7 protein-coding genes are annotated in these 14,529 nt (G+C 44.1%); all 7 read left to right on the forward strand.

What is annotated here, in order from left to right:
- The first annotated feature begins 651 nt into the window (after nt 1–651).
- The 7 genes from CLV59_RS00070 to CLV59_RS00100 all read left to right on the forward strand — a co-directional run bounded on the left by CLV59_RS00070 (nt 652) and on the right by CLV59_RS00100 (nt 14,522).
- The gene (locus CLV59_RS00070; RefSeq protein ID WP_111589975.1) at nt 652–3,903 is read left to right on the forward strand and encodes a SusC/RagA family TonB-linked outer membrane protein; all 3,252 of its coding nucleotides are present in this window, start codon (nt 652–654) and stop codon (nt 3,901–3,903) included.
- A 21-nt stretch (nt 3,904–3,924) separates the two neighbouring features.
- Complete coding sequence (locus tag CLV59_RS00075; RefSeq protein ID WP_111589976.1) at nt 3,925–5,403, forward strand: SusD/RagB family nutrient-binding outer membrane lipoprotein; 1,479 nt, start codon at nt 3,925–3,927, stop codon at nt 5,401–5,403.
- A gap of 80 nt (nt 5,404–5,483) precedes the next feature.
- Nucleotides 5,484–6,320 (forward strand): hypothetical protein, encoded by an 837-nt coding sequence (locus CLV59_RS00080; protein WP_111589977.1) that lies wholly within the window; start codon nt 5,484–5,486, stop codon nt 6,318–6,320.
- A gap of 329 nt (nt 6,321–6,649) precedes the next feature.
- The gene (locus CLV59_RS00085; RefSeq protein WP_170137603.1) at nt 6,650–9,820 is read left to right on the forward strand and encodes a SusC/RagA family TonB-linked outer membrane protein; all 3,171 of its coding nucleotides are present in this window, start codon (nt 6,650–6,652) and stop codon (nt 9,818–9,820) included.
- A gap of 30 nt (nt 9,821–9,850) precedes the next feature.
- Complete coding sequence (locus CLV59_RS00090; protein ID WP_111589979.1) at nt 9,851–11,731, forward strand: RagB/SusD family nutrient uptake outer membrane protein; 1,881 nt, start codon at nt 9,851–9,853, stop codon at nt 11,729–11,731.
- A gap of 1 nt (nt 11,732) precedes the next feature.
- Complete coding sequence (locus tag CLV59_RS00095) at nt 11,733–13,688, forward strand: NPCBM/NEW2 domain-containing protein (RefSeq protein WP_111589980.1); 1,956 nt, start codon at nt 11,733–11,735, stop codon at nt 13,686–13,688.
- Between the two features lie 3 nt (nt 13,689–13,691).
- Nucleotides 13,692–14,522 carry an alpha/beta hydrolase gene (locus tag CLV59_RS00100; RefSeq protein ID WP_111589981.1) on the forward strand — a complete coding sequence of 277 codons (831 nt, stop codon included), beginning with the start codon at nt 13,692–13,694 and terminating at the stop codon, nt 14,520–14,522.
- Nucleotides 14,523–14,529 lie beyond the last annotated feature (7 nt).

Raw genomic sequence — 14,529 nt, forward strand, 5'->3', positions numbered from 1 at the left:
CTGGGTAATGGTCTTGTGGTATTATTGTTTTGTTTAATGCTTTATATGCTGATGATGACTTGGGATAATTAATGAATTTTTTTATTAACCTACTTAACGTTTAATTCATCATAAGTTAACCTACGTTTTAACAAAGCATTGTGACCTTGCTATAGCTTTGTTGTATTATGTATCCGCGTTTTGCCATATTGATTACGCTACTTTTTATTAGGGTATTCTTATCCCCAATATGGTTTAGTTATAACGCCCATCATCTACATCATCCTGATAAAATATTTGAGCAGATACGTCTTCATAAAAGAAGATCCAGTTATACAGATGATGCGTTGGCATCTGAAGAGACTGTATTTGAATCTGCATCAGAGGAACAGCGTACTACATTTGGTCTTTTACGCATCATAAAAAGATGGTTTGCAATCGTTGATGCAGATACGATTCTTCCTTGCTATCGCTACGCCTATACGTTATCTCCATTATTCCTTCGAAACTGTGTGCTACGCATCTGATTCTTGCTGATAGCAAGATTATCAGTGGGTATTAAGTATCCCTGTATGTCCCATTTATAAGGCTGCTTATGTATATCGCCGACCACCTGTTGGTTGTGCGCAGGCAGTTTATTGTCTCAGCATTGGCTTCAATCAAATCAGATTTATGCGAAAGTTTTCCTCTTTGCTATTAATAATATCTCTATTCCTGGTATCGCTATTGCGTATAGCAATAGTACAAGCACAAACGCCAGGATTTATCTCCGGTAAGGTAGTGGATGCAGATGACCAGTCACCTATTATCGGGGCGATGATCACGTTGAAAAATTCTTCCAAAGGAGCCATCACAGATGCCGATGGTAATTTCAAGATGAATGCTCCTGCTAATGGCACATTGACTGTTTATTTCATGGGATATAAGCAGGCCAGTATTGCCATTGGCGCACAGGCATCTATCACGATTGCGCTGCAAAAAGATAATAAAGCGCTCAACGAAGTAGTAGTTACCGCATTGGGTATCAACAAGCAATCAAAAGCGCTTGGATACGCCGTACAAACAGTTAACTCCAAACAACTTACAGCGGCGCCTGATCCTAATCTTATCAATAATCTGGAAGGTAAGGTGGCTGGGGTAGTCATTACCAATGGCGGTGCAGGGGTAGGCTCTACTTCCCGGATAGTTGTCAGGGGAGAGAACTCTTTTAATGGTTCCAATCAGCCCTTGTTTGTAGTGGATGGGGTACCAATCAATAATGAAACGTTCTTTAATAATGCCATAGAAAACTCCTCTAATCAGGGTACCTGGGCAGAAGTGGATTGGGGAAATGGGGCTGCGGAAATCAATCCGAATAATATAGCTAAAATAACCGTACTGAAAGGGTCTACTGCAGCGGCTTTGTACGGTTCCCGCGCTGCCAATGGCGCAGTGGTTTTAACCACCCAGAAAGGAGCCTCTGAAAAAGGAAAAATTGGTGTCTCCTTTAATACCACTACTACTTTTGAAACGCCATTAAAATTACCACGTCTGCAAAATGAATACGGCGCTGGTGTGAATGCCTATCCGCTTTCAGGTACGCCCAATACCTATACTTTCGTTAATGGTGCCGGCGCCAACGAAAATAATATTCCTAACTGGGGATTGAAGTTTGATCCTTCTGTAAAAGTAGTGCAGTTTGATAGTCCTGCAGGAGATGGTTATCAGGCGGGCGATTTGATTGCCAGAGGTATCAACCCTGGTCTAACGGTTACGCCTACTTCGTGGGTGGGACATGCGGACCATTTCAGTAAGTTTCTCCAGACAGGTTTGACTACACAGAACAGTTTGGGTTTTGGTGGAAGCACAGAGAAAGGAAGCTATCATTTTTCCGTGGATCAGCTGTACAATAAAGGAATTCTTCCTGGTACCGATCTAAAACGCTATGGCATTGCATTGCGGGCTGATCATCACTTTAATGATAAACTGAGTACCGACTTCTTTATCAACTATATCAACAGCGGAAGCGGCAACCGTCCTAATATTGGTTATGGGTCTGAAAGTGTGATGTATACTTTTTTTGGCGTTTATGGTATGCCTATCAACATCGATATTAATTCGCTGAAAAAAGAATGGCAGACGGGCAGAGATCAACAGAATCAGTTCCGCTACTGGAATAACCACGATAATCCTTATGTCACCTTATACGATAATACCAACAGTTTTACTAAGAACAGGGTATTAGGTAATGCCTCGCTGAAATACGCCATTAATGACCAGTGGAATGTTATGTTAAGAACGGGGTCCGACTTCTATGCCGATAATAGAGAAGGGCACAGATCCTTTACCAGTGTGCGTTTTCCAAGTGGTGGATTCAGAACGGATAATGTAAATTATTTTGAGAATAATACAGACTTCCTGGTAAGTTATCATAAGAAGCCCAGTCATTTATTTAATGTGAATGCCTCTTTTGGCGGTAACCGCTTTATGCAGAATATCACCTATACCAGGGATATTGCCAATGCGCTGATTACGCCAGGGTTGTATAACTTCTCCAATGCACAGAACCAGTTGCCAACGCTGTATCAGAAATTTGATAAGGTGGTGTATAGCTTGTATGCGTTTGCCGATTTCGACTACAAGAATAAAATTTTCCTGAATGTAACTGGTCGTAATGACAGATCCAGTACCTTACCTGCGGGCAATAACTCTTACTATTATCCATCGGCCTCGCTGAGTGCGATTGTTTCAGATATGGTGCATTTACCAGAAGCAATTTCCTATTTGAAAGTGAGAGCTTCAGCCGCCCAAGTGGGCCGTGATGCAGATCCATACTCCATCAACAATACCTTTATTACCAATACTCCTTTCAATAATGCTCCATTGACCAGCGGTAATAATGTGTTGGCCAATAATCATCTTAAACCTTCTTCCACTACGACTACAGAAGCGGGTATTGAAGTGAGGTTCCTGAAAAACAGATTGGGCCTCGACGCGACTATCTACCAGTCTAATACCAAAGATGAAGTGGTGCAATTACCAATACCAGTGTCTTCCGGTTATACCAATGCCTATGTAAATGGTGGTAAAATCAATAATAAAGGCGTGGAAGTGATGCTGACGGCAGCTCCATTCCGTTCGGCCAATGGCTTCAACTGGGATATGAGCTTCAATTTCAGTCATAATGTGGGTAAAGTGGTATCGCTGCCGGATGGTATCAATACCTATGTTTATGCACAGGTTACCCAGTACGACCGCTACTACAGAGCTATTCAGTATGATGCCAAAGTGGGGCAGCGTTTAGGGAATATGTATGGAAACGCATTTGTGAGAGATCCACAGGGAAATATCGTTTATAAGAACGGCGTTCCGCAGTTTACCTCTACCCAGAATTCCCTGTTGGGTAACTATAATCCCGACTTTGTACTGGCCTGGTCCAATGAATTGAATTATAAGAATTTCAATATGAGTTTCCTCTGGGATTGGCATCAGGGGGGCAAATTCTTCTCTTATACGGAATTAGGCGTATTGGCTGGTGGTATGTCTGTAGAAACGCTGCCAGGAAGAGAAACAGGCATTATTGGAAAAGGTGTGATGGATGATGGCACTGGGAAGTATGTTCCCAATACAGTTAAAGTAGATGCTGCTACTTATTATAATGGGTATTACAATGCTTCTAATAATGAAGCCTTCATGTATGATGCATCCTATCTGAAATTAAGAGAGCTGCGTATTGGTTATACATTCAAGAACATCTTCGGAAAGGTTTCCGGCAGTAAGTTGAATGTTTCCCTGATAGGAAGAAATATCCTGGAGTTCACCAAGAACAAGGATGTAGATCCTGAAACCCTGGCATTGCGCGGACAGCAGATCTTACCTGGAACTGAATTCCTGAGCATTCCATCTACCAAAAGTCTGGGCTTCTCTCTTGGTCTTAATTTTTAATACAAACTTTAATTCATCATCATGAAAAAGAGCAGCTATTTCCTGGCTACCATTATAATAAGTATAGCGCTGGGCGCTTGTTCCAAGGAACTGAAGCAGGTGAATATGAACCCTAATGCGTTGGAAAAGCCAGATGCCACTACTTTATTATCAAATACCATTGTGTCGGAATTTTATAACAACGCGAATATTGTGTGGACATTGGGAAATGGATATAATCAGTATATGACTTTCAGTCAGTCTTACTACGACCAGCCTACCCGCTATTCGCCAGTAACCAACGAGCCATATTGGATTCCCATGTATGAAGCGGCTCGTGATGCTAATACTTTATACACATTAGGTCAAACGAAGAATAATCCATTATTGCAGGCGGCGGCACTCACATTGCGTTCCTACGCTTTTGCACAGCTCACAGAGTTATGGGGAGATATTCCTTTTCTCCAGGCACTGCAAGGTAATACGGGCGTTTATACTCCTGCATATGATAGTCAGCAAACTGTGTACATGGACCCGAACCAAGGTATCATCGCGAGTTTGAGAAAAGCGGATAGCTTACTGAAAGCGAATCCTTCCGGGTTAATGGAAGGTGATGTGCTTTATAACTCCAATACCAATAACTGGAGAGCGTTTATCAACGCTTTGCGCTTACGCTACCTGCTGAGGATATCTTCTAAAGTTAGTGTGTCGACAGAAATGCAAAGTATTGTGGATAACGGTGCTACCATGCAGAATGCGTCGCAGAGCGGAACCCTGGCATTGCCAACAGTTACGCCTTACAATTTTGTGAGTCTTACGGAAAGGTCCGGCGATTTTGCGGTGAAATACATGAACAGCGCGCTTTACACCCAATTCCTGAATACACAGGACAGTGCCCGCCTGACGGCATACTTTACGACTAACGCATTGACAGCCGCCGGTGCTCCGTTTAGTTTTAATAATTATGGCGGAATGCCGATGGTAGTAGATGCCACAGATGCGCAAAGTAAACAGGCCTCTAACTTTAATGTGAGCTTCACAAAAGGAAATAATCCTGCATTGATCAAAGCCAGGGTTATTACTTATGCAGAACAGGAGTTTATCCTGGCTGAAGCTGCACTCAAGGGCTTTGTTACTGGTAGTGCCGCTGCGCATTATAATAATGGCGTTACAGGCGCTTTCGCAGAAATGGGTATCAGTGGCGCTCTGGCGGCCAATTATCTGACACATACTGGTGTGGTATTCGATAACTCCTCCCAAAGTAATGCCCTCCAACAGATTATTTCCCAGAAATGGATGGCGAATATCAATAACGGATTTGAAGGCTGGATTGAGTTTCGTCGTACAGGGTATCCTGCATTGCAGACTGGTGGCGCTGCTAACCTCAATAATGGCAGTATTCCAAGCCGCTTCCTTTACCCAACATCTGAGCAAACGATCAATAGTAAGAACTATGGCGCTGAAATACAGCAGATGGGCGGTAAAGAAATAACAACCTACAAGGCCTGGTGGGAAAAATAAGTAATCCCATCTTTACCGGAAGAGCCGGTGCAGTAATGTACCGGCTCTTTCTACTTTCTGTGGAATGAAAATGATACAACATGGATTATACACATACGGAAATCAATGAACTCTTTCTGCAATTCCATAGTATCCATCGCTATGAGGAAAGACTTAAATTCTATGATACCCATTTTAATATCCTGCCTTTCACGTTACCTGATTTCGAAACCGACTTGTTTACCTTCTTCTCTGCGAACCATTTGTTGCAGTTTGAAAACCTCCTTCGAATTGAAAGAAAAAGCAGTGAATTGCTGCAAAAGACCTTCGTATTCGGAAAAGACATTTATAATTTCAATATAAAACCCGCTACAGCTCATTGTATTACATTTAATAACTATATCATTTCCCGATTCTTGCAGGCAGGCACACAGCTGAAGCAAAGAATGCAAGGGGAGCTGGACCTCATCAAAGAAATTTCTTCACCTGTAAAAACGATGCTGACCACCGTAAACGATATGCTGGCAATGTTAAAAAGCAAAGCTGCTTCTGATAACAGAAGATGCCTGTCCACCCAGTTTACCCTCGTATTTCTGAAAGGGTTGACCGACTACAGCAGCAATGGTATGCCGGTCATCTCCCACAAAAAGAAGAAAATCATAGAGCTATATCTCTATACCCAGGGAATCATATATGGAGAATATATTCAGTTGTTGAAAAAGCATGTACTTTTCCAGATGACGCAGGAATCTGACATGCCCAGGTTATGTGCCCTGGACCCGGAGAAAAAAATTTCACTGTTGAAAGAGTTAGGATTAATTGAGGCTATACGAAAAAAATACCCCTTTTTAAACAAGACAGATCTGGATAAGAAAATCGAAGAAATTATCTTCCTGGTCACCGGAGAGCGAATGCATATTACGACCATTTATAAATGATAACTGCGCCAATTATTTTATAGCATTTGTTGTCCCAAAAGTTTTTTTAGGGAGACGGACTCCTATTTGTCCTTCCTGGAACCTATTTTGATACGTTTAAAGTGTTATTTATATACATCTGATATTCAAATGAATGCAACTTTGTTCGTACTTTGTTTGCACTTTGTACTGGCTTTTTGAGTGATTTAATTTGCATCTGCCCACTACCTGTTAATATTTTTGATTGCAACGATTGAGCTTATTTAGTCGCAACTTCTACGTATATGAAAAACAATAATGTGTCCTGTTTTGTAAGGGGATTACTCTCTTATGGAATAACTTTTCCACGAATGAAAATGCACCGATTGCTATGCATTGTATTATTCCTGTTGACATCTGTTGCGAGGGCCCAGGACCCTCCTGCTACTATTGTAAAAGGGGTAGTAGTCTCGGAACAGCATGAACCTATTCCTGGCGCCACGGTAGTGGAAGATGGCACTTCCAACGGAACGGCCACTGATGCCAACGGACAATTCACTATTAAATTGACCAAATCGACAGCTACTTTGACTATCCGCAGCGTAGGGTTTACGGATAATAATGTGGCGGTGAATCATCAAAGTACTGCCCTCCGGATTGTGCTGGTTTCTACTTCAAAACAATTGCAGGATGTAGTGGTAATTGGATATAGCGCGCAGAAGAAAGCGAATCTCCTCGGGGCCGTATCCTCTATCAGCACAAAAGATATTTCCAAAATGGCGGTTACCGGTGTGGCCAACATGTTACAAGGTCGTGCTGCCGGCGTACAGGTGACCAATGCCAGCGGAGATCCAAGATCCACTGGTACCGTGGTGATCAGAGGAGTCGGGAATATCCGTGGTATGTCGCCGTTATATGTAATAGACGGCGTACCTGCTCTCGGTAATACCGGTTTTGGTATCAATCCCCGGGATATTGAAAATATCCAGGTACTCCGGGATGCTTCTTCTGCCGCGATTTACGGGGCCAGAGCAGCGGGTGGGGTAATATTAATCACCACCAAGAAGGGTTCCCGCAAGGAAAGAACCAATGTGGATATCTCTGTAAACCAGGGTTTCAGCAATGGTACCTTCATGCCCAAGTTACTAGGCACAAAGGATTACAAAAGAGCCTGGGCTGCTATCAATCCGGTAGCTGCCAACTGGGATGAATCGGTGAATACCGACTGGGTAAAATATCTCTATCGTACAGGGAAAGAACAAAACTATAACGTGGCGATTAGTGGCGGAAGCGCTAAGCAGAACTATTATATTTCTGCGGGCTATCGTCGTGCCGATGGCATTGTGACTAACTCCTGGTCGGAAAGATATAGTCTCCGTATCAATAGCGATTATGACCTGGGTAAAAGAGTAAAAGTGGGAGAACGGGTGAACCTGTATTCCTATGCGGATAACCCGCCGGTAATAACCGGGAATCAGGCAAATGCCTATGCTTTGCCTTTCCGGTCATCTCCCATGATGCGCCCTAAAAATGACGATGGCTCCTGGGGCGGACTTCCGTCTTCCGGAAATTATAACGGCGGTAACTGGGCAGCCTATGTTAATACCACCAACAGAAGATATAATTCTCTCGAGGCCGAAGGAAACCTCTATATAGATTATGAACCGATAGACGGCTTGCATGTACGCGCTACCGGCGGTGGCGATTTTGTAACCAGTATGGCACGGCAGTTTGAAGGGAAATGGTATGTGTCTGGTCAATCAAATCAGCCACAGGATAACCTCAGAAAACAAAGCGCGCTGACGATGGCTTATGTAGGAAGCATTGTGGCTTCATATGATAAGAAAATCGGTAACCATGAGTTTAAATTGTTAGCCGGTACAGAAGGAAGAAAATCATCTGTTGATAATTTGTCCGGATCTATTTATGCCGTTAATTCCGCTTATTCCGTACCGGTTATTTCAGATGCGTTTCCGGTAGGCTTCTCTGAGTCTTCTGCATTGAGTAATGTGCCTGCCAATACCAGCGGCCGCTCCGCTGATATGGACTATGGGATCTCCCGCATGCTCAGTTACTTTGGAAAAGTAAATTACTCCTATAAAAATAAATACCTGCTGGAAGCCAATCTGCGCCAGGATATCAGCGATCGCTTTGCGCCGAGCTACAGAAAAGGGAACTTCCCTTCTGCTGCCGCAGGTTGGAGAATGTCTGAAGAACATTTCCTGAAAGACAGATTTAGCGCGTTATCAGATCTGAAGTTGAGAGTGTCTTATGGAAGTCTGGGTAATGATGGTGTGGGTAGTTATGTATACATCCCTTCTCTGGCGAACTATGATAAAACACAATTCAATGAATTACCTGGAACAGGCGCTGTTAGCGGCTGGGGAATAGGACGTGTTGCCAATCAGAATATCCACTGGGAAACGGTTACCACTTCTAATGTGGGTATGGATGTAGGATTGCTGAATAACAAATTAACCCTCACCCTGGATTATTATATCCGTGATACAAAAGATATGTTGTATCAACGTAGTCTGCCGCCTAGCGCAGGTATGACGGGAGGTCACAATGCATCCGATTCCTATGTGCTGGATATGAACCTGGGTAAAATGAGAAACAAAGGATTTGAATTCTCTGTAAACTACCAGGAGACTTTCGGAAAACTGGGTGTGAACATTGGATTCAATGCGGCCTTCAATCGTAATAGAATATTGTCTTTCGGTGGGGAAAGTCTGCCGATTGATGCCGGTACTGCTGGCGAATACTGGTCTGGTATCGTAGCGCGTACACAGTTGAATGCACCGATCTCTCAATTCTACGGATATAAAACTAAAGGTCTGATTCCTGATCAGAAGACTATGGACGAGTTGAATGCAAAAGCGCAGGCGGGTGGCAATGCTTACTGGAATGCTGCTGGATCAGGGCCTGGCGATATCTGGTATGAAGATCTGAATGGAGACGGCGTCATTAATGATAAAGACAGAACCATTATCGGTAATCCGTTGCCTAAAATGACCTATGGATTCAACATTGGCCTTACCTACCGCAACTTTGATCTGGCTTGCTTCTTCAATGGCGTATATGGTAATGATGTGTACAATGGTATGGATGGTTATTATAACAGTATCTACAACGATTTTAATACCACTGCCAATGTCTTCAACAGTTCCTTTATGTATGGCAATGGTCTCACCAATCAACCAAGATTTGGTTATATCAGCAACAATTCCTTCCAGTATGATCCGAATGGCAACTACAAACGGATCTCAGACTATCATATTCAAAAAGGCTCCTTCTTACGCTTGCAGAACTTACAGATTGGCTACAACCTGCCTGAGAAAGTATTGAGTCGTATTAAAGTTAGGCAGCTCAGGATTTACTACAGCGGACAGAACTTATTTGTGATCTCGAAAGTGAAAAATGTAGATCCTGAAGTTGGCTTTTCCGGTGCGAACTCCAGTGCCCTGGCGCAGGGGATTATTTCGGCAGAAGTATATCCGAAAACAAGAATTCACTCCTTCGGAATTGAATTCGGATTCTAACCCAATCTATCAAGCTAAAAATTACAATTAATGAAACGCACTATTATAAAACTTTCCTTCATCCTTGGTTTGGGTATGTTGTTGCTGGGATGTAAGAAGGATTTTGTAGACGAATCCAAACCATACAATGTTTTGAATCCGGATATTTTTCCGGAGAATATGGCGCAGGTAGATTACTTCCTTAATTCGCCCTATGCCAATATTCATAGTGTGGAACTATTTGGTCTTACTGCACTGGGAAGATTCTTTTACAACATAGATCACACCGGAGATGTTGCCTGGCTGGGAACCAGCGACTGGAACGAGTTGCAGGTACTTCATGTGAATGCGGCGAATGCCTATGCCGGCTCGGAGTGGCGTGGATTATACAGAGGTGTACAACAGGCCAGAACCTTCATTGACCAGATTGTACCCAACTATAAACAGAAAAAAGGAAGTAGTATATCTCCCGCAGATACGCTGGCATTAAGGTATAAACTTGGTGAAGCATATTATCTCCGCGCCTGGCATTATTTCTTCCTGATGAATCTGTATGCACAGGAAGTAGTAGTAAAAGGAAATGGAGATAATAAAAGTCCTGGCGTTATCCTGTTTACCTCTGATATTAAAATAGGCGACAGAGCAGATGAAATGCGTCCGCGCAGTACTGTAAAGCAATGCTGGGATTACATTATCGCAGATTTGAAAACGGCCACTGCTATGCTGACTGTGCCTGCAGATGGTACCAGGAAAACCTGGACCGGCGCAGACAAAGGCCGTATTGATTATTACGCTGCCGAAGCCTTGCTGGGCCGCGCTTTGATGTACGAAGAACGTTGGGCGGAAGCAAGGGATGCCTTCCAGGATATTGTACAGAGCTCCGGAAAATCCCTGATGAACTTTAAGGATTATTACAACATGTGGAATGGTAATCCACAATACGCTTACACGGAGAATAATAACACCGAAGCCTTACATCAGATTACGATTGTTAGATCCGGCGATAATGCAATGGCAGGGCCATCTACCGCCTCGGCAGTGTCTTTGATTATTACTCCGTTCTTTGATAATGGCGCCCCTGGTGGCGCTACGCCAGGCTACGGTAATATGTATATGCACGACAGAAACCTCGGTCGTTTTGGGTTTCCACAGAATTACTATCCGGTGATGGTAGGTCTGGGTACTCCTGGCCGTACCGTGGCCGCTTCGTATGTGGATTCCTGTTACCATATGAAAACGCTGAAACGTTATACTACAGATCCAGATCCTCGTTTGTGGGTATCCGCATATCAACCATGGGTAGATACGGTGTTGAATGCCAATGCGAAACCCACCATACTGCCTTATGGCGCTGGTACAGAAACAGAATACCAAATGAATGCACAACAGCCGGCAGATGTTATCAAACATGGATGGAGCCTGCGTAAGTTCAACTTGTATGATATGCAGGCCAGCCAGAATCCGCGGATGCATGGTGCAGATTTTTACTTCACCCGTTTACCGGAAGTATACCTCAATCTGGCAGAATGCTATTGGAAACTCAGTGGGAATGACAATGATCCTCAGGCACTGGATTATGTCAACAGAGTGCATCGCAGGGCATGGGACAACCAGGCCAATGTGGATTATACTTCCGTTGCTGGTGGTGGCAAGATCACTAAAGCTACCCTGCATCCCAATACGGCTGATGCGGGCTTCACAGATCAATTGGCGTTAAACGCGCTGTATTATGAAACCTGGGCGGAAACTTTCGGTGAAGCGAAATGGTGGTTCAATGTAAGAAGATGGTCGCTGGGACCTAATGAGGCCAAAGTGTATCAGAATAGCAGAGCGGGCGCCATCACCTGGAATACTGATAACCAGTATGCACTTCCGATTTATCAACCTGAATTAGACAGGAATATCAACTGTCAGCAGAATAAAGGATACTAGTATGCGAATCATGATGGGGGCCATCCTCCTGGCAATGTTCTTCTCTGGATTTACACCTGCTGTCCGTGTGGTATGGTTGGATCAACTGGATGTATCGAATGTGGATCAGTCGGCCGGAAAAGCGTTGGCGAATCAGTCGATGTGGAAAACGCCGTTGTTAATTGCTGGCGAGCATTTCGACAGGGGAGTAGGAACCCATGCGGAAAGTATTTTCCGCATTGCTTTAGATGGAAGAACGACTGCTTTCAAGGCACGCGTAGGTCTGGACGATTCCCCGCCAGAATACGAATCCAGACAGGCGAGTGCTGAATTTATTGTTTTGGGAGATGGCCAGATTCTCTGGCGGAGTGGTATCATGCATGCAAAGGACGCGGCCAAACCATTGGCCGTGTCCACAAAAGGAATTAAATCGCTGGTATTATACGTAGATCACACCGGAGATGGAACTGTAGGAGATCGGGCCGATTGGGTAGATGCCTATTTTGAAGTAACTGGCAGTGATCCCGTTTCTACCAGAAGACCTGCAGAACAACCCTATATCACTACGCCAACTGCATCAAAGCAACCAGTTATAAATGCCCCCTATGTATACGGCGCTCGTGCAGGACATCCATTCCTGTTTACTGTTCCTGTTGCAGGGGAGCGTCCTGTTACTCTAAAAGCGGTAGGACTACCGGCAGGATTAACCATGAATTCGCAAACAGGGATTATTACCGGTAAAGCCGCCAGCAACGGTATTTTCAAGGTAAATGTAACCGCACAAAACCGTTATGGTTCCGATACTAAAGCATTGGAGATCGTTATTGGAGAAAAAATAGCATTGACTCCGCCTATGGGCTGGAATAGCTGGAATGTTTTCGGCGCTAATATCGATGACCAGAAAATAAGAGATATGGCAGATGCGATGGTCAATCTGGGCCTTACCCACTACGGTTACGCCTATATTAATATAGACGATGGATGGCAAGGTCAACGTGGCGGCAAGTTTCAGGCCATTATGCCAAATGAGAAATTTCCGGATATGAAGGCGTTAGTTGATTATGTGCATAGCAAAGGGATAAAGATTGGTATCTATTCTTCGCCGTGGGTACAGACTTACGCCGGATTTATTGGAGGTGGCGCAGATACCCGTGAGGGTAAAGTCATAAATTCTTCCCGCAGATATGGCGCTTTTTCTTTTGTGAAGAATGATGTACAACAATGGGCGGAATGGGGCTTTGATTATGTAAAGTACGATTGGGTGACCAATGATATTGCGCATACCGCTGAACTCAGCTATCTGCTGCGTGAATCAGGGAGAGATATCGTATACAGTATTTCCAATGCCGCTCCATTTGAACTGGCAGAAGATTGGAGTCGCTTGACCAATTCCTGGCGTACTACAGGCGATATTCACGATTCCTGGTGTAGCATGACTACCATCGGGTTTATGCAGCATAAATGGCAGCCATATGCAAAGCCAGGCAGCTGGAATGATCCGGATATGCTGGTAGTAGGAAAAGTAGGTTGGGGAAAAGATATTCATACTACGCAACTTTCTCCCGATGAACAGTATACACACGTCACCCTCTGGAGTATCCTGGCAGCGCCTTTATTGATAGGCTGTGACCTGAAACAAATAGACTCTTTCACACTGCGCCTGTTGACCAACAAGGAAGTAATTGCAGTAGATCAGGACCCAGCAGGTTTGCAAGGAAAAAGAATCGTAGGAAACCGAAATAATAAAACGGAGATCTGGGCGAAACCCTTGCAGGACGGCTCTCTAGCGGTTGGATTGTTTAATCTTTCAGACAACATGCAGGAACTATTTGTTACCTGGGATCAACTGGGCATAAAGGGACCGCAACGCCTGCGGGACTTATGGCGACAAAAAGATATAGGCGTGTCGGATCATAGTTATTCCGCACAAATACCTCCACATGGCGTATTGTTTTTGAAAATGAAAGCAGCAGAATAAAAAATGAAAACCATTATCCATATAAAGACGCTTCTATTATTGTTGTTGGTTGGTACCTGTATTACACCTGCTTATGGACAACAGCACCTTGAACTATTGCTCTGGCCTGAAAAAGCGGGAGTGGAAGATTTTGGTGAAGCCAGCGTTCAGGTATTCCTTCCGGAAAAAGGGAATGGAATGGCCGTAGTAGCCTGTCCTGGAGGGGGATACGCCTACCTGGCGCTGGAAAAAGAAGGGACAAAATATGCTTCTTTTTTTAATGAGCAGGGCATTGCATTGATTGTATTGAAATACCGTCTGCCTAAAGGCAGGGCTGCCGTTCCACTGGCTGATGTCAAAAAGGCCATGCAATTGGTCAGAGATCATGCCGCCGAATGGCATATCGACAAATCCAGGCTGGGAGTCATGGGCTCCTCTGCTGGCGGACATCTGGCCGCTACCTTAGCCACACGTACTACCGGAGAGGAAAGACCCGCTTTTCAGATATTACTCTATCCAGTAATCTCCATGGAAGAAGGACTGACACATGGCGGTTCCCGGAAATGCTTATTGGGAGAGAAACCAGGCCGGAGATTAGTGCAGGAATATGATAACGAAAGACACGTGTCTCCCGAAACTCCTCCTGCCTTTATCGCCGTAAGTGATGACGATAAAACAGTGTCATCTCTCAATAGTGTTTACTACTACAAAGCATTGCATGAGCATAAAGTTCCTGCTGAAATGCACATATATCCAAAAGGAAACCATGGCTGGGCTTTGAACGACAATTTTATCTATAAGAACGACTGGACAGCTGCGCTAAGAAAGTGGCTGCTGGCCTTTTCAGGAAACTAGACATGAT

The organism is Chitinophaga dinghuensis (genome assembly GCF_003259435.1).
Taxonomy (GTDB): domain Bacteria; phylum Bacteroidota; class Bacteroidia; order Chitinophagales; family Chitinophagaceae; genus Chitinophaga; species Chitinophaga dinghuensis.